A 19,097-nucleotide genomic window follows, 5' to 3' on the forward strand; every position below is an offset into this window, starting at 1 on the left:
ACAGTCGTGTTGTGCGTGATGGTGTTGGCGATTATTGCCCGTAGTAGGCATTTTTCCCGTGTTTGCGTAAATAGTGTTTATCCAGCAGGGTTTGCTGCATATCCGGTAATTGTGGGGCAAGCTGGCGCGAGAACAACCCCATATATGCGCACTCTTCCAGTACCACCGCGTTATGAACGGCATCTGCGGCATCTTTTCCCCAGGCGAATGGGCCATGGGAATGCACCAGCACGGCCGGAACCTGCAGAGGATCAAGGTTGCGCTGTTCAAACGTTTCGATAATCACATTACCGGTTTGCAGTTCGTAATCCTGCGCGATTTCAGCATCATGCATCAGCCGGGTACAGGGTACTGCGCCGTAGAAATAGTCTGCCTGGGTGGTGCCCCAGGCGGGTAAATCCAGGCCAGCCTGCGACCAGATTGTCGCATGGCGGGAATGGGTATGCACAATGCCGCCAATGCCCGGAAAACGGCGGTACAACGCCAGGTGGGTGGCAGTATCAGAAGAGGGTTTCTTTTTCCCTTCCACCACTGCGCCAGTTTCCAGATCAACCACCACCATGTCATCGGCAGTCATCACGTCATACTCTACGCCTGAGGGTTTGATAATCACCACACCCTGCTCGCGGCAGACAGCGCTGACATTTCCCCAGGTAAATGTGACCAGCTGGTGTTCAGGAAGCGCCAGGTTGGCAGCCAGCACTTCATCTTTTAACTGTTCTAACATGGGAATCCTCCTTCCTGCATACGTTGTTCAATCCACTGGCGAGCCTGAATAATTTCCAGCACCGGCTCCTGGGCTTTCTCTGTCCACATCTCAATTAAAAAGGCACCGCGATAATTCAGTTCTGCAAGGGTTTTGAAGATGCCGACAAAATCGACACAGCCCTGGCCAAAGGGCACATCACGAAATTGCCCCGGGCTTTCAGCGGTGACCGCCAGCGTGTCTTTCAGGTGAATGGCGGCAATGCGGTTAATCCCCAGGCGGAGCTCACTGGCAACGTCATTTCCCCAGGCACTGAGGTTGCCAACATCCGGGTAAACACTGAACCAGGGTGAGGCAAGTAAGTCGTCCCATTTTTTCCATTTGGTAATGGAGTTCATGAACTCGGTGTCCATGATTTCCACAGCCAGCATCACCTGTGCGGCGGCTGCCTGCTCAACAGCCCAGGCCATGCCTTCAGTGAAATAACGCAGTGTGGTTTCATCGTGGGTTTCGTAATAGACGTCATACCCGGCTAACTGGATGGTGCGGATCCCCAGGTCGCGTGCCAGCCTGATAGCCTGGGTCATAATGGTTCTGGCACGCTGGCGAATGGCTTCATCTTTGCTGCCAAAAGGGAAACGGCGGTGCGCGGACAGGCACATCGATGGTATGGATACACCGGTTTCCAGCATGGACTCCACCAGAGCGGCTCGCTGGCTGGCAGACCACTCCAGGCGGGATAAACGCTCATCGGTTTCATCGACTGACATCTCGACAAAATCAAAACCACAGCTTTTCGCCAGCACTAACCTTTCCGGCCAGGTGAGGTTTTTAGGTAAGGCCTTTTCATAAATACCGAGTGGATGCTGGCGCATTATTTGCTCCCCCAAATAGTCTGAATTTGTTGGTGAAAGGCACTGGCAACAGCGGGCGGGTTGGGATTTTCAACCAGCGCACGCCCGGCAATAAATGCGCGCACTGCGATATCACGGAACAGGTGCAGGTCGTCAGGTGTGATGCCGCCGGTAATTGACAGTTCCAGGCCAATATCCGAGAGGGTTTTCATGCGGTTAAGATCTGTCTCACTCCAGGTTTGGCCGCTGGCCTGAGCATCCCGGCCGCGGTGATAAATCGCCTGGCGAATACCGGCTTTATACCAGGCGCGGGCATCATCGAAAGTCCAGTTGCCAAATAGCTCAATCTGAATATCGCCCTGATGCTGTTTAGCAACGGATAATGCTTTTTCCACCGTCGCCAGGGGGGCGGCACAAATCACGGTCATCCAGTTGGCACCCGCGGTCATTGCTTGTTGGGCCAGCGTTTCTCCGGCGTCGGCCACTTTCCAGTCGGCTACCACGATTTTTTCCGGGCAACGAGCCCGTAATTCACGCACCGCATGCAACCCTTCAGACAGGCATAAAATGGTGCCAGCCTCAATAATGTCCACATGGTGATGCAGCTTTTCCACATCCTGGAGTGCTGATGCCAGGCTGGTATGGTCCAGGGCCAGTTGTAACAAGGGTTTCATGCGTTAGATTCCTTAGCACGTTGAGATGCGGCGCAGCGAGCGTGAAACTGCTGTATGGCATCAATCAGATATTGGTAATGCTGGTATTTATGTTGATAGCGCGCGTGAGCGTCCCGGTCCGGGGTCAGGCGCTGAATGGGGTTATCCAGGTGCTGGCAGGCAACCTGAAATGAGGGATACACGCCACTACCCACCAGGGCGGCGAGTGCGGCGCCAAGGCAGCCGGTTTCTTCCACCTGGGGTAACTCCACGGTTAATCCGCTTATGTCGGCAAACATCTGCATCCAGACGGCTGAATGTGCCGGGCCACCGGTTATGCGTAAGGTGCGGGCTTCGGTAAAACGGGTTTGCATACGGTTCAGGTGAGCCATATGGCTGAAAACCACACCTTCATAGACGGCCTGCAGCAGGTGAGCCCGCTGGTGAATCGCCTGTAACCCATAGAACCCGGCGGTCATTTCCAGACCGGCGTTGCTGCCATACAGAAATGGCAGAAAGTAGACATCTGAACCGGCCTTCGGCAGGCTGGCAACCGCGTTATTAATCTCATCAAAAGAGAGTGAGCCCCACTGGTTCGTGAGCCATTCAAGATTGCCGGATGATGTGGGGCTGGCCTCATGGACAATATAGAGACCCGGGTCGGCGTAACGGCCATAGACATAACGGTGAGCTTCGTTGGGATGAATCCCGGATGTCACACCGCTGGTAACGGCCCAGGTTCCCATAACGGCATTGAGTGTGTGTTCATCCTGTAATCCGGCACAGAGTGCGGTGGAAACCACATCAAACAGCCCCCCCACTACAGGCGTACCTGCAGCGAGACCGGTCAGGGAGGCGGCATGAGCGGTGATTTCCCCGCATATTTCTGCCGGGCCAACAATTGGCGGTAGAGCGGGCATGATTTCTTCAATACCCAGCATTTGCGCCAGTTTGGGGTCATATTCACCCCGCGCCATGTGGTACAGGTTCGATTCGGAAATATTGGTTTCTTCTGCGCTTTTTACCCCTGTCAGGCACCAGCGCAGATAATCGTGGCCCATCATCACGCAGCCAATGTTCTGGTAGCGGTGTGGCTCATGGTCCTTAATCCAGCGCAATAATGATGCCGGGTGGCCGGTCCATAATGTCTGACGGGTTTCAGGATAGAGCCGTTCAGGCATACCTTCCTGTTGCCACTGGCGTACTTGCGCCATAGCCCGGCGGTCTGAGGAGAGAATGGCGTTGCCGAGAGGCTGATTCTGCTTATCGAGCAGAAACAGCCCCTTACCCTGAGCAGAAATACCAATCGCCTGAATCCGTGAGCCATTTACCTCTGCCCGGGTCAGTAACTGGCGAATGGTACTGGCACACTGCTCCCATAACGCGTGCATATCGCGCTCAGCGTATCCTGGTTGTGGGTTGAGGGTGGTCAGTACGCCACGCTGGATATAGCGTTCTTTGCCAGCGCGGTCATATAATCCGGCTTTCAGATAGGTGCCGCCGCAATCAATACCCAGCCATAAAGGCTCACTGTGTTCTCTCATCATTGCTACTCGTTTATGCGCGCCGTAGCGCGCAGGCGTCTCAAATAGTGGATTTATTAGCTACACCCTGGTGTGTTGGGTGAGTTTCATCGTTGTCGCATTTGGCAGGCAGGAGAAGCGCCAGAATGGCAGACAGCAGCAGTGAAACGGCCAGGCAATACACACCGGCATCTTTGCTGTAGAGGGTTATCAACACGCCAACTGCATAAGGGCCGCAGAAACCACCGAGATTACCCAGGGCATTAATGACGCCACGCGCGCCACCGGCCATTTCGGCGTTGAACAGGCGGGCCGGAATGGTCCAGAACACGCCCGCGGCGGATTGCAGGAAGAAACCGCAGCCAATCAATGCCAGGTACGACAACCAGACATGCTGTTTCAACGTGACGGACAGAAACATGCACAGGGCAAAACCCAGCAACGGCAGGAAAACGAATAATTTACGTTTGCCAGTGTGGTCAGACAGAGAGGAGAACAGGAACATACCCGCCATCGCGGCAACGAAAGGCAGCACTGCCAGTAAACCGACCTCGCTCATGCTACTGTGAGTCAGGCTTTTGAGAATGCTGGGTAACCACAACGTGTAACCGTAAATTCCGGTCTGGTAGAAGAAGTTCAGGGCAATTAACTGCCAGATAGTTTTGTCTGCCAGCACCCGTTTCAGTGAGGCATTGCGCACCTGTTTGCCAGCAATTGCCGCCTGTTCCTCTTTCAGTGTCCGGATTAACCACTGCTTTTCAGCCCCGGATATCCAGCGGGCTTCTTCAGGCCGGTCGCTTACGGTGAGTGACCACAGGATAAGCACGGCAACAGAGAACAATCCTTCAATAATGAACAGCCAGCGCCAGTCCAGGACAGTAATGAGCCAGCCTGAAAGCGGAGCGGTGATAATGCCAGCAATAGGAACGAACATAATGACGATAGCGTTAGCTCGCCCACGCTCTGCGTCCGGGAACCAGTTACTGACCATTGTCAGTACTACCGGCAACATCCCGCCTTCAGCCACCCCCAGCAGGAAGCGCAAGGCAAGTAACTGGTACTGATTAGTAATCAACCCGGTAAGAATGGATAAAATAGCCCAGGCAACCAGAGACCAGCCAATAAAGCGCTTGCCGCTACCATGTACCGCTATTTTTCCGCCAGGCACCTGCAGAAATAAATAACCGATAAAGAAAATACCACCGGCAAGCCCTGCCATGCTGGCCGAAATACCTAATTCACTATCCATTCCACCTGGCATGGCAAAGGCAATATTTACCCGGTCCATATAAGAAATAATACAGGCGATTAATATAGGTGGGATAATTCTCAACCAGCGCTGGCGGGGAATATGTTGAGATTGTAGGGTACGGGTCGTGTTCATAATATTATTCTCTTAGTCGTCGTGAGATAACACGCTGTGGCCTGAGTTTATTCAGGCCACTGAGGTATTCTGTTGTTATTATGTTTTTGCCTGGTTTAAAGCACAGCCTCCGCCGTGCCCAGACCACGAATATCTGCACTGCCAGCCAGTTGACGCCAAAAACTGGCTTCGTCATTCTCATTTTTTATAGTGTAATGAAGGTGCGCAAGGGTACGCACCAACAATATAACCCGGGTGTTGGCTATTCATTGTAGTGGTTCCTTATTATTTGCTGTAATTCAGTAAATAAATAACAAGGCTAGTTTATTGTGGAAACATCCACCTTCACGACAACTTTTCTAATATTGCAACTATGCTGGTTAATACAGCCCGGGCGATGCACATCCTGAGGGAAAAAAATGGCATAATTACCCGGGGTCATATGTATAAAAGATTCATTTTCTGCTGACTGGTAGAAAATAATATCCCGCTCGGCAAGTAATGATTCACTAACAGGATTGGTACCATTATCTGGTGCGATACCAATGCGTTCATCCCCACTGACTAAAAACTGAATATCAATATACCGGCGATGTACCTCAGGCAGGTTCTCCGTGACAGGTTTTGTCGTGAGATCCAGGATTTGCATGTACAGTTTCTTGCCGTTCACTTCCACCATGCCAGGGTCAAGACGCGAAAAGTCAGTTTCCCGCAGCAGTGCCAGCGCCTGTTCCAGTGGTGGTGGCAGTGAACAAGGATTGGGATTGCTTATATGGCCGAAAATCATGGTATTTCCCCTACAGAGCCTGGATTTTTTCCCATACGCTGTCGTCAACGGTGATACCGTTGCGGCGATTTTCTTCGAGCAGTCGCGCAAATTCGTGGCCTGGCAAACGAATAGCTACATTCGGGTCTGCGCGTTCAGCCGTGGTGATGTAATCCATAATGCGTTGCAGTTTTTCATCACGGGTTTTACCGTCAATAAGCCTGTCTACTTCAATGGCGATAAAGATCTGCGACACGCCATATTCATCACTGTTTTCTTCCGTGACCTGGGCGACAGAACCGCCGTTAGAGAGCAGGGTGGCAATCATGTCCAGCACAATAGACAAGCCTGAACCTTTCCAGTAACCCATTGGCAGAATGCGGCGATTTTTTTCCACGGTACCCGGGTCTTTGGTGAGGTTACCGTCGTCATCAAACCCGCCATCTACCGGTAACTGGCGGCCAGCCAGACGGTTCACTTCCAGCATGCCGTAGGAAAACATCGACATGGACATATCCACCATCGTAATTGGGTTGCCCGGTATCGCCACAATCAATGGGTTGGTGCCAATCCGGCACTCTTTAGCACCCCAGGGCGGCATGACGGCGATGGAGTTCGTCCAGCAAATACCAATGTAGCCTTTTTCTGCTGCCTGCCAGCCATAGCTGCCACCGCGCATCCAGTGGTTGGCATTACGCAATGCAACCAGCCCAATACCGTGGTCTGAAGCCAGTTCAGTGGCGCGGTCCATCATTTTTTGCGCTGTCAGGTTGCCAATGGCGCGGTGGGCATCCCATTGTTCTATGGCACCCAGTGAAAGCATGCGTTCAGGTACAGCATCCGGAATGATATCGCCAGCATCGAGTTGCTGAATAAAACGAGGGAAACGGTTTACGCCGTGGGAGTAGACCCCTGATTCGGTGGTGCGGGCGAACATTTCTGCACAAGCATCCGCTGTTTGTGGATTGACTCCCCGGTTCACCAGTACCCGGTTAAATGCAGCTTTTAACTGCTCAAACGTCACTTTCATTCCTGAACTCCTTCGGTTTGTGGGAATGGCGTGAATGAATTTTTAGCTGTAAATTTCATATTGTGGAATCTGATTTCAAATATAACTATCAAAAAATGAGATGTCAAAGCATGAATGAAAACTAAAAATAAAGTAAATTCAGTGTGTTAATAATTTATTGCACAGATCGTGAACTGAAACACACTTTGCGCTACGATCAGAAAACGATAAAAGCAGGATGAGAGACATGAGTGAAAAAAGAGCGAATGCGGCCCTGGATAAAGAGCGGCCCGCAGGCAGCCAGAGTTTGTTTCGTGGCTTGCAATTAATTGAAATTTTGAGCAATTACCCAAATGGCTGTCCGTTGGCCCACCTCTCGGAACTGGCACAACTGAACAAGAGCACCGTGCACCGTCTGCTGCAGGGGTTGCAGTCTTGCGGCTATGTGACGGCTGCGCCAGCGGCCGGGAGCTACCGGCTGACCACTAAATTTATTTCTGTGGGGCAAAAAGCACTGTCATCCCTGAACATTATTCATGTTGCCGCACCCCACCTGGAAACCCTCAACCTGGAAACGGGTGAGACCGTGAACTTCTCAACACGGGAAGATGACCACTCGATTTTGATTTATAAGCTGGAACCCACGACCGGTATGTTGCGTACCCGGGCGTATATTGGGCAGCAGCAACCGCTGTATTGCTCGGCAATGGGGAAAATTTACCTCGCCTTTGGGCAGGAAGATTACGTACAAAAGTATTGGGAAATACACCAGCCACAAATTCAGTCGCTGACGCGCAACACGATTACCCGGCTGGGAGATATGTACCAGGAACTGGCGTCCATTCGCGATAAAAACATGGCCATGGACCGTGAAGAAAACGAACTGGGAGTATCCTGTATTGCTGTGCCAGTGTTTGATATTCACCAACGGGTGCCTTACGCGATTTCTATCTCGTTATCCACTTCCCGTTTAAAGCAGATTGGTGAAAGGAACCTGTTGAAACCACTCCAAAAAACAGCACAGGCTATTTCCCAGGAGTTGGGGTTTAACGCACAGCTATAGTGCTTTGCCTGACAGTCTCTTTTCCTGCTGTAACATACCGGCGCAGTATGTCGTTTTGCATACTGCCCTTGCATGGCTATTGCTGATATTTTGCTACTAATAATTAGCTGAATAACCTTCTTATTCGCACGATTTAATAAGTGCGCTCCTCGTCACATTTTAGATAAATAAAAATAACTAATTGATAATATTGATTATTTATTTATTCACCTTCCGTGATATTTCATGTTTACTTTTTATTGTGAATTTGAAATTTGATTTCGCATATTGAAACACTGGTGCGTTTTTTTTCGATCCTGATGTGAAAAAAAACTTTGTTAGCGGGTCACCCATGAAGAGGCATCGCTATGAATCAAATTCGGGCCCAGCAACCCACGCTGGAAATGCAGCATATTGTGAAACGCTTTGGCGGCAACCCCGCAGTCAATGATGTCAGCCTTCATGTTATGCCTGGCGAGGTCCTTGCGCTGCTTGGTGAAAATGGCGCGGGAAAATCAACATTAATCAAAGTGCTGGCGGGCGTTTATTCCCGTGATAGTGGCGACATTCTGTTTAAAGGCCAGTCTATCTCTTCTGCCGCAGCAATTAAGAGTGCCACACAACAACCTATCGCATTTATCCATCAGGATCTTGGCCTGGTGGATTGGATGACGGTTGCGGAAAACATGGCGCTGGTCATGGGGTTTCCGCGCAAACTGGGGCTGATTCGCTGGCGTGAAATTGAACGCCGTGCTCGCCAGGCACTCCTGGATGTGGGAATAGATATTGACCCACAGGCCAGGGTTTTTGAGTTATCGCGCACTGAAAAATCCCTGCTGGCGATTGCGCGTGCCGTCGCCGTTAACGCGGAGTTACTGGTGCTGGATGAACCCACCGCCTCATTGCCTGCCAATGATGTTCGCCACCTGTTCAGTGTTATTGCCCGTTTAAGGGAAAAGAATGTCGGGATGATTTATGTCACGCACCGCCTTGACGAAGTGATTGAGATTGCCGACCGGGTGTGTGTGATGCGTGACGGATGCTATGTCGCAGGAGGGATGACGGCAGACTATACCGTGCGTGGTCTGGTGGAATTAATTGTGGGCGAGCAAACGGCGCAAGAACAGCGTGAACCTTTACCTGAAGGGCGCTCCCCGGTACTGGCGCTGGAAAATGTCCAGGTTGGGGAGACCGGCCCGGTGAGTTTCACATTGCAGCCAGGAGAAATGCTGGCCCTGGCCGGGCTGCGTGGGGCAGGCCAGGAAGAAATTGGTCGTCTGTTGTTTGGGCTGCGCCAGCGTGAAGGCGGCAAAATCCAGTTTTGTGCACAGCCTTATGCTGCCAGAAACCCACGGGAAGCAATGGCGCGGGGCGTTTCTTTAGTTGCCGGAGACCGGACAGGCGAAAGCCTGGTGATGTCGATGTCGGTGCGGGAAAACCTGTTTATGAACCCCTGCGCCAGCGGTCATCGGGTGCTGTCCCGCTACGGCGGGCGTGAGGAAATTGGCGAAAGCTGGTGGAAAGTACAGCTATTCGATGTCCGTCCGAAGGATGTCAACATTGATATCAGTGCGTTATCCGGAGGTAACCAGCAGAAAGTGGTGATGGCTCGCTGGATGCATCTGGCGACACCGTTGTTGATTCTGGAAGACCCAACGGCGGGTGTGGATGTCGGAGCCCGGGCGGAGATTTATCACCTGTTGAATAAATCATTGGGCGAGGGCGTGGCAGTACTGGTTATCTCAAATGATTTCGAGGAGATAGCGCATATCTGCAACCGGGCACTGGTGTTTAACCGGGGGCGTGTTGTGGGTGAACTGCGCAATCAGGATGTGACGTTTGCGAATTTATTGGCACTGGCGTCTGCCAGTTCTGAAGTCACTAAAGGGCAAGAAGATTATGTCGAATAAAACATCGGTAAAATCCACCGCGTTGGAGCAGCGCGTCAGTCTGTCCCGTGACGGCGTCAGCCCCTGGATGATGCAGGTCGTCACGCGCTATGGCTTGTTATTATTGTGCGTGGTGTTGACGCTGGTGTTCTCCCTGACAACACCCTCGTTTGCGTCCATGCTGACATTGCAGGCTATTCTTGCCAGCAAATCCAAAATCGCCCTACTGGCGCTGGCCGCCACCATTCCGATGATTGTGGGCAAAATCGACTTGAATGTTGGGTTTGGCATTGTGTTGTGGCACATCCTCGCTATCACGTTGCAGGTGCAATACGGGTTTTCCTGGGAAATGGCCATTGTGATTGTGCTGATTATCTCAGCATTGTATGGCCTGCTTAACGGTATTCTGGTGGCGCTGGCCGATATCGACAGCTTTGTTGCCACACTGGGCTCTGGCACGGTGCTGTATGCGGTTGCCCTGTGGCACTCCGGTGGGCGGCAAATCGTTGGCGACCTTCCGGATGCTTTTATTGCTATCGACCACGCTGAAATCTTTGGTATTCCGGTTGCCGCGTTTTATGTCGTGGTCGTGGCGGTGTGCCTGTGGTTGTTAACCGAACACACGCCAATGGGGCGCTGCATGTACGCGGTGGGCGGAAATCCGGCAGCGGCGCGGCTTAATGGTATTCCGGTGAATCTGTATGTGATGGGTTCATTTATTGCATCCAGTGTCCTGACTGGTTTTTGCGGGGTACTGATTGCCTCAGAACAAGGTGTCGGCCAGGCCAGTGTAGGTATGGATTACCTGTTACCGGCACTGGTGGGCGCATTTTTAGGTAGTACCACCATTCGCCCGGGCCGGGTGAATGTGTGGGGCACTGTGGTTGGCATTTGTATTTTGGCGATTGGCATTGCCGGGATCCAGCAATTTGGCGGGGCGTTCTGGGTTGAACCTCTGTTCAATGGTGCCACGTTGTTACTCTCCATTACGCTTGCCGGTTACGCACAGCGCCGCCGTATGGCGAATCAGAAAGCCGTTCAACGGCGACAAACGACAGGTAGTGCGCAGCCTGCGCAACTGTCCACACCTTCCGACGCTAATCATGTCGTTAAATCATAAGGGGTATTTTTCATGAAATATCGTTTGTTTGCATTGGGTTTGAGCTTTGCTTTGTTCAGCCAGGGGCCAGCTTTTGCGGATGATTTTATGTCTCAGGTGAAAGCGGCAGTTGCCAGCGCGACCGCACCAGTGACGAAGTGGGACGGGCCAACAACCGGGCCAGTATTGCAAAAAAATAAGAAAATTATTTTTATTGCCTCCGATATGAAAAATGGCGGAGTGCAGGGAGTACAGCAGGGGCTGAGTGAAGCGGCGAAAGTGGCAGGCTGGCACCTGGAAACTCTGGATGGCGCGGGTTCGGTAAAGGATCAGTTATCTGCGCTCAACCAGGCAATCGCCCAGAAACCCGATGGCATAGTGATTGGTGGCTGGAACCCTAACGTCGCGAAAATTCCACTCGACCATGCGGCAAAACTGGGCATTGTGTTAATCGGCTGGCATGCCATTCCACAGCCCGGCCCGGTTGAGAAATACCACCTGTTTTACAATGTAACCTCAGATTCTAATGACGTCGCCCGGATTGCTGCCGATTATGCGATTGCACGTTCTGATGGCAAAGCACAAGTTGTGATTCTGACCGACTCGCTGTACCAAATTGCGCTGGATAAAGCCAATGTGATGAAAGCGGAAATTGGCAAATGTGCTTCCTGCAAAGTGCTGGAGTTTATTGATACGCCACTGTCTGATACCTCCAGCCGTATGCCGTCGATGACATTCAGCTTGTTGCAGAAATACGGTGACAAATACCAGTACACACTGGCGATTAACGACCTCTATTTTGATTTTATGGCACCCGCGTTGAGAACAGCGAACAAAGGAGGGAAAAACGCGCCCTTTAACATTTCAGCTGGTGACGGCTCCATTACGGCGTATCAGCGCATACGTACCAGTAACAGCCAGCTTGCCACGGTACCTGAGCCCTTGAAGCTGCATGGCTGGCAAGTACTGGATGAGTTTAACCGTGCTTTTGCCGGGCAGAAGCCCTCTGGCTATGTCACGCCGGCACACCTCGTGACGAAAGAGAATATTGATAAAGATGGCGGGCAAAACAATATGTATGACCCACAGAATGACTACCAGGGTCATTACAAAGCAATTTGGGGAGTCAAATAAGCGAGGCGGGTATGCAGGTAACATGGTCAGGGGATCTGGAACGGTTATGCTCGCCCGCTCAGTGGGCGGAAGGCCCTGTCTGGCTTGAACAGGAACAGGCCGTGGTATTCAGTGATGTAAAAGGCAACCGTATGTTTCGTTGGTCTTCCGGTCACGGTGTACAGTTATGGCGGGCATCGGCGAATTATGCCAATGGCAACGCAGTTGATACTGAAGGCCGGGTGGTGACTTGTGAACATGGTCGTCGTGGTATCAGCCGCACGGAGCGGAACGGTGATGTGACACTACTGGTTGATAAACTGGAAGGGAAACGCCTGAATTCTCCCAATGATGTCGCCGTGCGTTCCGATGGTACGATTTGGTTTACTGATCCGCCCTATGGCATTGTCGGCGATGATGAGGGCTATAAGTCGGAAAGCCAGGTGATTGGGTGTTATGTCTACTGTTTCGACCCGCGTGATAACAGCCTGACTATTGCAACCAGTGATACCCAGCGGCCCAATGGTATTGCTTTTTCACCCGATGAGCGCCTGCTGTATATTGCCGATATGTCTGTTGTTGATTTCCCCGGCCAGGGACGCCGGGAACTCCGGGAATATAAAGTCGTTGGTAACCGGCTGGAAAACGGGCGTCGTCTGGCTGAGGTCGCACCAGGTTTTCCGGATGGCTTTTGTGTGGACCGCTACGGGCATATTTTTTGTAGTTGTGCCGATGGCGTTATCATTTTTTCAGCACAAGGGGAACAAATAAACAAAATTCAGGTACCTGAGCGGGTGTCCAACTGTGTGCTGGGTGGGGTTGCGCAGGATATTTTGTTTATTACGGCGACAACATCGCTCTACAGTCTGCGGTTGCAATATTTATAGCGGTTTATAGCAATATTAGATGGAATCAACTCTTCCGGCAGCGCGGGGGCATCTGTCTCCGTACTGCCGCTAAAACGTAACTTCCTCTGTGTTTCTTCATCATCTGACTATGTGTAGTGCCAGGCTGGATCAGCCCACTTTTTTATTAGTAAAACCAATGAAACCACAATGACTGATCGCTCGCATCAATAAGTGATCAATATTCACACTGATTACGCCTGGTAAGATTTATAACTTATGAATAAACAAGACATTTTTTGATATTTTAAGAAAAACCGTATGGATAAAACAGAATTTATTATCTATGTTGAATAGACAAATATTTAAGAAAATGAAATATCGGCCGATAACCATTTAATCTAGCTGGGTGGCCGATGGCATGGATTAGCAGGAACACCCTGTTCCAGGCACAAAGGATACTGAAAAGTGAAATCTGACCGTTTGTCACAACATTCCCAACAGGGATTCCCCGCAGTTCCCGTTCCACCTGTAGTGGACGCTATTGCTGTGCGCCTTGCCTGGGTTACGCGGGGTGATGAACACCAGGTTGCCGGGTTACTGGCGCAGCCTTATTTACATGGGCAGGTGATTCAGAGCGACCAGGAGCAACTTCTGGTGCAATTTCCGTTCTTTTCTGCAGTCCACTCCGGGATGACCACCAATGACTACACTCTGGCACTGGTGAATTTGTGGCTGGCAATTGAAGCACAGTACAGCATGGGTAACGTGCTTGCGGAAGATGTGCTTAACGGACTAAAGGCAGCAATGACAATCACGCGCCAACGTGATTGTCAGAGAAAATATAGCGGTATTACGGTATCCATGGAGTGATAATCGGTTCACCCGGTTATGCGATGGTCATGCGGTAATACTGTCGGCCTGTAAATACTTCTCCATATGTTTCGCAATAATGTTGCGCAGCATTTCATACTTCTTACGCATCGGGTCGCTACGGTGAAACACCAGCACCATTTTGCGTGTGGGTTCTGGTGCCACGCAGCGTAAGTATTTCACTTCATCGCGGGTTTCTTCCTGAGTGGAAAGCAGTGGGAAGAAAGCGATTCCCTTGTTAAACGCCACACTGCGGCGCAGTGTCTCAAGATGCATGGCGATAAACCGGTTATCCGGTTCCAGCTCAAACTGATAGCAATACCGCAAGATTTGGTTGTGCAGGCAGTTGCCGTCATCCAGCATCAGTATTTTGTTATTTTTGAGATGGTCCATGTTGATTTCATCGAACCGGGCATAAGGGTGTTTGTGGCTGACACCCAGTACCAGTGGTTCTTCAAACAACGGTAATTCAACATACTTACTGGTTTCTTTGCTGGCCATGACAATCGCACATTCAATGGCGTCGGATTCCAGCATTGCCAAAAGGTGCTGGGTTTGCGCTTCATGAATTTCCATTTCAACTTCCGGGAAGTTTTCCCGGCATAACGTATTCATATGGGAAAAAATGTACGGCGCAAGGGTTGGAATGATACCGATATCCAGTGTTTGAGACAGGCTGTTCTGGCTACTGTTCGCCATGTTTTTCAGCGCTTCAATTTCCCGCAGAATCACCTGAGTTTGCTCCACCAGGCGCAACCCGGTTTGTGTGAAACGAATTTTACGGGTAGTGCGCTCCAGTAATTGTAATCCCAGTTCATTTTCCAGCTTACGTAACTGGGCGCTGAGTGTTGGTTGGCTCACGTTACAGGCTTCGGCTGCACGCTGAAAATGGCGGTATTTAGCCAGGGCAACAAGGTACTCTAAATTACGAATGTTCATTTTTTTCCCCGGGTTGCAAATGCTGACGTTGTACGGGTAGATTTATATAATCTGTTTGGTTGTGATGCCTTGTTATTATTCTTAACTCGGTCATTTCTCCCCCATGAATTGCATGAGAACTAATACTTTTTTATTATTCTTCCACTAAATCCTGTCATTCTCTTATGAACAAAAAGTGCGGATTAATCTTTGTTCACAATAATGGCAAGCACTGTTGTTAATTTCATAAAAATTTCACCACGATAATACTTGTGTAATAACGTAAGTGTTCAGGTCTGTTAAACCGCGCGTCAGGCCAATCTCAAGTGAGCGGCTGGATAAGCACGCCAGTCTGGCTCTCATTTTCATTCCCGGAAGAAGTAACAGATTCTGTTGCAATGCCTTTTTATCCCATCGCTACATAGCCCGGGGTTTTTCGGTTTCTGAAAACCGTTTTACACCCTTGCGCTGAAACGCTGGTACGGACTGGTAACCAGTCAGCCCTTCCCTGCAGCTGGTCACATATTTGTTATAAAGAGCATCCTGCCAGCATTCGGTAACCCATAATGAGGGTTTACCTGGTCGTACATACTTTACGCCCAGGTGAAAACTATCGTATCCGCAAAATAATGTGACATGGAACAATATTTACCGTAGTGGTTAATAGCAATATTGCGTTTATTTTGACCTTAATCAAACTCACATTTTATGACAGTTAACGGTATACAAAAATTTTAAGCATGATTGTTTATCATCCTTTTAAAGATGCTGCAAATAAAGAGAGCATATGGAGTGCAGATAAATAGTAACCTTCGCCAGGGTGCAGTGATTTATCCATTTGATGATAATCTCCCATGGTTAAGTCTCGTACCGCCAGTATTCCGCCAGACATATCGTAAGTTGCCTGACTGTTGCCAGAAACGTCTACCCAGGCAGGGGTTGAATTCCGGGTATAGCTGGACCAAAAGTGGCGGAAATTTTCTGTCGCGCCAGGTTTAACATCACCCAGGCTGAGGTATAACGGAATACGAATGGCATCATAACTAAAACGGGCAGGCCAGTTTTTGGCGGGTGAGACATCACCGTTGTCTTTGACAAACACCCAGTCGCTGGGGAGTTGGGTTTTGCCAAAGCGCGCTTTGTCCAGTAGTGCCAGGCTGGACTGCTTCAGTTTCAGCCATACTGAATTGTGGCTGGCTTTCCAGAAGCTTTCCCAGGCCGGGAAGATAAAGTAAGACGGGTTAACAATATAGCCGTCGTCACGCACAAAACCCTCCAGCCCCGGTAACAGCAATGTCTGGTTGTCTTCCTCAATTACCAGGCAGTTGATAAGCGCATCCTGAATATGTGATGAGGCGTCGGTCCAGCTCTGCTCATGCCATTTTTCGCCAGCGAGCAGTAGCGCCCAGGCTATCAGTGTATCGCCATCGCTGGCGTTGTTGGTATCGGTCACTTTGTTGACGGCCGGGTCATAGCGCCAGGCGAACAACCACAACGAAGGGCGTAATAAGGTGTGTTCAGTCCAGCCCCAAATGCGCTCAAAAGCCGGGCGGTCGTTATTCATAACGGCCAGTAACATGCCGTATCCCTGGCCTTCAGAATGGCTGATGTTGCCATTTTCACGGTCGATAATGCGCCCGTCCTGATTCAGGTAATTGTGTTTAAACACCGCCCAGTTGTTTTCCTGAGCGGACGCGGCGAAAGAGCTCATGGTCAGCGAGAGCAGTAATAGCCATGGCGAGAACCAGATCGCTTTTAACATGATAGAGAATGTTCCTTTAGAAAACGCATATTGCTTTGTGGAACGCCGCCCGCAAAGGGCAGCGTATTCAGCGTACAGGGACACAACAGACTGTTTCGCCGCCAGAGGTTACATAACGGCTTCAGCCTGTGCCCCGGTAACAGGTTTACGTGCCAGGCTGATATCATTTTGCAGCCACTGACGGAAAGTTTCACCCGTTGCCTGATGGCGCAGCCCATATTCAACAAAGGCTTTCATATAGCCAATTTTGTCGCCGCAATCATGAGATTTACCCACCAGGCTGTAAGCTTCGACAGTAGATTCTGTCAGTAGCATATCAATGGCATCGGTGAGCTGGATTTCGCCGCCCGCGCCAACCGGTGTTTTATGCAGCAACGGCCAGATTGCTTTAGACAGGACATAACGGCCAACAACCGCCATATCGGATGGGGCGTCTTCTGTGGCCGGTTTTTCCACCATGCCCAGAATGCGGCCAAAAGCGCCTGCGCTCAGGTTCTTTCCACCACAATCGACCACACCGTAACGGGACACATCTTCATGTCTGACGCGCTCAATCATTAACTGGCTGGCACCCGTCGCCGTGAAGCGCTGGATCATCGCGGCAAGGTTATCCTGCGCCAGGTTGCAGTGGCTGTCGTCAATCAGGACATCTGGCAGCACGACAACGAAATCATCATCACCCACCAGTGGCTGTGCACACAGCACGGCATGGCCCAGGCCTTTCGCCTGGCCCTGGCGCACATGCATGATGTTCATGCCAGCCGGGCAAATGGTACGCACTTCTTCCAGTAACTGATTTTTTACGCGTTGTACCAGCAGGGATTCGAGTTCAAAAGAGGTATCAAAGTGGTTTTCAATCGCGTTTTTGGATGAGTGAGTGACCAGGATGATTTCCCGGATGCCACTGGCATAACACTCCTGCACGATGTACTGGATAAGGGGCTTATCCACAATCGGCAGCATTTCTTTAGGGATGGCTTTGGTTGCAGGCAGCATACGCGTACCAAGACCTGCAACAGGAATCACAGCCTTTAACATTCTCGTTTCCTCTGTGTTAGCGCAGCAATACACGTCGTAATTCAGGCTGATGGCAACCTGAGTTACAGAGTGTGCACAATTTAACTATTTATTTTTATTAACTATTTCGTCGTTAACGATTGACATCAGACCGACCCGACAATGCTGTGCGAGTCCGCTGTTGAGACAATTTGGTAATTAATAAAGTCGTCTCCACCCAGTGCTTTTACCTTATACAGCGCGGTATCTGCGGCCTTTAACACGGATGCAAAGTTGGTCCCGTGCCTGGGCCAGGTAGCGACGCCAATGCTGACAGACAGCGCCACCTGGTGACCAATAGTCTGCAGGTACATGGGCAGACGGGTTTGCTCAATAATCCGTTGCAGCAATAACCCGGCATCATGTTCGTCAGTCCCGTCAATAAAGGTCAGTGCGAACTCATCACCGCCCAGGCGGCCAAGCAGAGTGGTGTTGCTGATGCACTGTTTCACCCGGCTGATAAAGTGGCGTAAAACTTCATCGCCTGCGGCATGGCCCAGCTCATCGTTGATGGTTTTAAAATTATCTAAATCAAGAATGGCGACGACGGTTTCGGCACCGCTGGCCTGGGCCGCACGAAATTTTTTCCGGCTACGGATGTAATACCCCTGGCGATTCAACGTTCTGGTTAATGCATCGTTGTGCGCCCGGTAATGCAACCGTTCACGTATGGTGACATGGTGCGTGATATCAAAACACACCAGGATAAAAGCAAAAACATCACCACGTTCATCGCAACGCGGCAGTAACGTGACATCGAGCCAGAGTGGTTCGTTGTTTTTCTTGCGCAGAAAAACTTCGCCCTGCCATTTTTCACCTGTCAGCCGCGAGACTTTCAGCCCAGCCAGTAGCGAAGATGTGTAGTGCTCTTCGCCGGGCTGGAAAAGTGGGGCGTCCAGCACGTCATCTCTGTCGTATCCGGTCAGCGCGTAATAGCCTGGGTTGGCATAGCTCACCTTGCCCTGAGCATCGAGCACCAGGGAGATAAAGGCATCCTCTTCCATATAACTGATACTACCGAGTTCAAGTTTCCTTCCTGAAACAGTGAGTTCATTCAACATTATGGTCACCTGAAAGTTGATATGGCGGAATGCCTTTACCCCACGAAAAGTCACGGGCCGGTCTCAACCTGCCCGTTGATGTTGTGGAGAGAGGGGGATTATTCCGTCATGGCGTAACGAAAAATTAAAACATCTTCAGTGGTGTTTTCTTTCCAGCGCACTGGCACGCTATTGCCTGCGCCCTGGGAAACCAGCCACTGCGAGTACGCGCCTTCCAGTACATAAGCACTGGCCCGGCGCCATTGCGCTTCATCGCGGGATTCCGGGGCATGCGGCCAGGCACAATGGATCAAAATCAGTTCACGTTGTGCTGGCGCCATTTTTACAAAGCCCCAGTTGAACAGTTCCAGCACATGGTTAATGTGTTGTTCCAGTTCATTCACCGTATTTGACGGGTCTATGGGATACCATTGCGCCAGCATGCCGCCGATACGGCGCAGCGTGTCCGGGTCTTTGTCCTGCTGGCTGTTGGTGAATTCGTTAAAGAACAGATACACCAGGTCGTGCCAGCCAGCCTGATAGTTACGCTGTAAATAGGTATCCTGATTGCTAAACATGTTTATAT

18 protein-coding genes and 1 pseudogene are annotated in these 19,097 nt (G+C 50.7%); 6 read left to right on the plus strand and 13 right to left on the minus strand.

Features of this window, described 5'->3' with window-relative positions; all coding sequences use genetic code 11:
- Positions 1 to 31: 31 nt before the first annotated feature.
- The 8 genes and pseudogenes from araD to yiaK form a co-directional block, all read right to left on the minus strand.
- A complete protein-coding gene (gene araD, locus A9B99_RS11050; protein ID WP_064597445.1) occupies positions 32 to 727 on the minus strand; it encodes an L-ribulose-5-phosphate 4-epimerase in 696 nt (231 codons plus the stop codon).
- Positions 721 to 1,581, minus strand: coding sequence for an L-ribulose-5-phosphate 3-epimerase (locus A9B99_RS11055; RefSeq protein ID WP_064597447.1), 861 nt, complete (start codon positions 1,579 to 1,581; stop codon positions 721 to 723). Before A9B99_RS11055 ends, araD begins: the two co-directional genes overlap by 7 nt.
- Positions 1,581 to 2,234, minus strand: coding sequence for a 3-keto-L-gulonate-6-phosphate decarboxylase UlaD (gene ulaD, locus A9B99_RS11060; RefSeq protein ID WP_064597449.1), 654 nt, complete (start codon positions 2,232 to 2,234; stop codon positions 1,581 to 1,583). Before ulaD ends, A9B99_RS11055 begins: the two co-directional genes overlap by 1 nt.
- Positions 2,231 to 3,757: an FGGY-family carbohydrate kinase gene (locus A9B99_RS11065; protein ID WP_064598030.1), complete on the minus strand. Its 1,527-nt coding sequence runs from the start codon at positions 3,755 to 3,757 to the stop codon at positions 2,231 to 2,233. Before A9B99_RS11065 ends, ulaD begins: the two co-directional genes overlap by 4 nt.
- Positions 3,758 to 3,797: 40 nt before the next feature.
- Complete coding sequence (locus tag A9B99_RS11070) at positions 3,798 to 5,120, minus strand: MFS transporter (RefSeq protein ID WP_064597451.1); 1,323 nt, start codon at positions 5,118 to 5,120, stop codon at positions 3,798 to 3,800.
- A gap of 119 nt (positions 5,121 to 5,239) precedes the next feature.
- Positions 5,240 to 5,369, minus strand: a pseudogene (locus tag A9B99_RS24195) (DUF4862 family protein); the annotation flags it as partial.
- Positions 5,370 to 5,418: 49 nt separating this feature from the next.
- On the minus strand, positions 5,419 to 5,886 hold the full coding sequence (locus tag A9B99_RS11075) for a NanQ anomerase/TabA/YiaL family protein (RefSeq protein WP_064597453.1): 468 nt from the start codon (positions 5,884 to 5,886) through the stop codon (positions 5,419 to 5,421).
- 10 nt (positions 5,887 to 5,896) lie between these two features.
- The gene (gene yiaK, locus A9B99_RS11080) at positions 5,897 to 6,895 is read right to left on the minus strand and encodes a 3-dehydro-L-gulonate 2-dehydrogenase (RefSeq protein ID WP_064597455.1); all 999 of its coding nucleotides are present in this window, start codon (positions 6,893 to 6,895) and stop codon (positions 5,897 to 5,899) included.
- Between the two features lie 226 nt (positions 6,896 to 7,121).
- Between yiaK and A9B99_RS11085 the strand changes: the two genes are divergently transcribed.
- The 6 genes from A9B99_RS11085 (at position 7,122) to A9B99_RS11110 (ending at position 13,735) form a co-directional block, all read left to right on the plus strand.
- Positions 7,122 to 7,937: an IclR family transcriptional regulator gene (locus A9B99_RS11085; RefSeq protein ID WP_064597457.1), complete on the plus strand. Its 816-nt coding sequence runs from the start codon at positions 7,122 to 7,124 to the stop codon at positions 7,935 to 7,937.
- A gap of 347 nt (positions 7,938 to 8,284) precedes the next feature.
- Positions 8,285 to 9,826: a sugar ABC transporter ATP-binding protein gene (locus tag A9B99_RS11090; RefSeq protein ID WP_064597458.1), complete on the plus strand. Its 1,542-nt coding sequence runs from the start codon at positions 8,285 to 8,287 to the stop codon at positions 9,824 to 9,826.
- Positions 9,816 to 10,925: an ABC transporter permease gene (locus A9B99_RS11095; protein WP_064597460.1), complete on the plus strand. Its 1,110-nt coding sequence runs from the start codon at positions 9,816 to 9,818 to the stop codon at positions 10,923 to 10,925. Before A9B99_RS11090 ends, A9B99_RS11095 begins: the two co-directional genes overlap by 11 nt.
- 12 nt (positions 10,926 to 10,937) lie before the next feature.
- Positions 10,938 to 12,038: an ABC transporter substrate-binding protein gene (locus A9B99_RS11100; protein ID WP_064597462.1), complete on the plus strand. Its 1,101-nt coding sequence runs from the start codon at positions 10,938 to 10,940 to the stop codon at positions 12,036 to 12,038.
- 11 nt (positions 12,039 to 12,049) lie between these two features.
- Positions 12,050 to 12,904 (plus strand): SMP-30/gluconolactonase/LRE family protein, encoded by an 855-nt coding sequence (locus A9B99_RS11105; protein WP_064597465.1) that lies wholly within the window; start codon positions 12,050 to 12,052, stop codon positions 12,902 to 12,904.
- A 426-nt stretch (positions 12,905 to 13,330) separates the two neighbouring features.
- Positions 13,331 to 13,735, plus strand: a complete 405-nt coding sequence (locus tag A9B99_RS11110; protein WP_156519043.1) for a hypothetical protein — start codon at positions 13,331 to 13,333, stop codon at positions 13,733 to 13,735.
- A 27-nt stretch (positions 13,736 to 13,762) separates the two neighbouring features.
- On the opposite strand, the gene oxyR is transcribed toward A9B99_RS11110, so the two are convergent.
- The 5 genes from oxyR to bcsD all read right to left on the minus strand — a co-directional run bounded on the left by oxyR (position 13,763) and on the right by bcsD (position 19,089).
- Positions 13,763 to 14,674 (minus strand): DNA-binding transcriptional regulator OxyR, encoded by a 912-nt coding sequence (oxyR, locus tag A9B99_RS11115; protein WP_064597468.1) that lies wholly within the window; start codon positions 14,672 to 14,674, stop codon positions 13,763 to 13,765.
- A 730-nt stretch (positions 14,675 to 15,404) separates the two neighbouring features.
- Positions 15,405 to 16,415, minus strand: a complete 1,011-nt coding sequence (locus A9B99_RS11120) for a glycosyl hydrolase family 8 (protein WP_064597471.1) — start codon at positions 16,413 to 16,415, stop codon at positions 15,405 to 15,407.
- 108 nt (positions 16,416 to 16,523) lie between these two features.
- Positions 16,524 to 17,453, minus strand: coding sequence for a UTP--glucose-1-phosphate uridylyltransferase GalU (gene galU / locus A9B99_RS11125; RefSeq protein ID WP_064597473.1), 930 nt, complete (start codon positions 17,451 to 17,453; stop codon positions 16,524 to 16,526).
- Positions 17,454 to 17,578: 125 nt separating this feature from the next.
- Entirely contained in the window at positions 17,579 to 18,532 is a 954-nt protein-coding gene (locus tag A9B99_RS11130; protein ID WP_064597475.1) for a sensor domain-containing diguanylate cyclase, read from the minus strand.
- A 98-nt stretch (positions 18,533 to 18,630) separates the two neighbouring features.
- Positions 18,631 to 19,089 carry a cellulose biosynthesis protein BcsD gene (gene bcsD / locus A9B99_RS11135; RefSeq protein ID WP_036116673.1) on the minus strand — a complete coding sequence of 153 codons (459 nt, stop codon included), beginning with the start codon at positions 19,087 to 19,089 and terminating at the stop codon, positions 18,631 to 18,633.
- Between the last annotated feature and the right edge of the window lie 8 nt (positions 19,090 to 19,097).

Origin of the sequence: Mangrovibacter phragmitis (genome assembly GCF_001655675.1) — a bacterium.
GTDB lineage: Bacteria > Pseudomonadota > Gammaproteobacteria > Enterobacterales > Enterobacteriaceae > Mangrovibacter > Mangrovibacter phragmitis.

Coding starts and splice junctions, on each gene's coding strand:
- araD (WP_064597445.1), bottom strand. CDS start 727: ATGTTAGAACAGTTAAAAGATGAAGTGCTGGCTGCCAACCTGGCGCTT.
- A9B99_RS11055 (WP_064597447.1), bottom strand. CDS start 1,581: ATGCGCCAGCATCCACTCGGTATTTATGAAAAGGCCTTACCTAAAAAC.
- ulaD (WP_064597449.1), bottom strand. CDS start 2,234: ATGAAACCCTTGTTACAACTGGCCCTGGACCATACCAGCCTGGCATCA.
- A9B99_RS11065 (WP_064598030.1), bottom strand. CDS start 3,757: ATGAGAGAACACAGTGAGCCTTTATGGCTGGGTATTGATTGCGGCGGC.
- A9B99_RS11070 (WP_064597451.1), bottom strand. CDS start 5,120: ATGAACACGACCCGTACCCTACAATCTCAACATATTCCCCGCCAGCGC.
- A9B99_RS11075 (WP_064597453.1), bottom strand. CDS start 5,886: ATGATTTTCGGCCATATAAGCAATCCCAATCCTTGTTCACTGCCACCA.
- yiaK (WP_064597455.1), bottom strand. CDS start 6,895: ATGAAAGTGACGTTTGAGCAGTTAAAAGCTGCATTTAACCGGGTACTG.
- A9B99_RS11085 (WP_064597457.1), top strand. CDS start 7,122: ATGAGTGAAAAAAGAGCGAATGCGGCCCTGGATAAAGAGCGGCCCGCA.
- A9B99_RS11090 (WP_064597458.1), top strand. CDS start 8,285: ATGAATCAAATTCGGGCCCAGCAACCCACGCTGGAAATGCAGCATATT.
- A9B99_RS11095 (WP_064597460.1), top strand. CDS start 9,816: ATGTCGAATAAAACATCGGTAAAATCCACCGCGTTGGAGCAGCGCGTC.
- A9B99_RS11100 (WP_064597462.1), top strand. CDS start 10,938: ATGAAATATCGTTTGTTTGCATTGGGTTTGAGCTTTGCTTTGTTCAGC.
- A9B99_RS11105 (WP_064597465.1), top strand. CDS start 12,050: ATGCAGGTAACATGGTCAGGGGATCTGGAACGGTTATGCTCGCCCGCT.
- oxyR (WP_064597468.1), bottom strand. CDS start 14,674: ATGAACATTCGTAATTTAGAGTACCTTGTTGCCCTGGCTAAATACCGC.
- A9B99_RS11120 (WP_064597471.1), bottom strand. CDS start 16,415: ATGTTAAAAGCGATCTGGTTCTCGCCATGGCTATTACTGCTCTCGCTG.
- galU (WP_064597473.1), bottom strand. CDS start 17,453: ATGTTAAAGGCTGTGATTCCTGTTGCAGGTCTTGGTACGCGTATGCTG.
- A9B99_RS11130 (WP_064597475.1), bottom strand. CDS start 18,532: ATGTTGAATGAACTCACTGTTTCAGGAAGGAAACTTGAACTCGGTAGT.
- bcsD (WP_036116673.1), bottom strand. CDS start 19,089: ATGTTTAGCAATCAGGATACCTATTTACAGCGTAACTATCAGGCTGGC.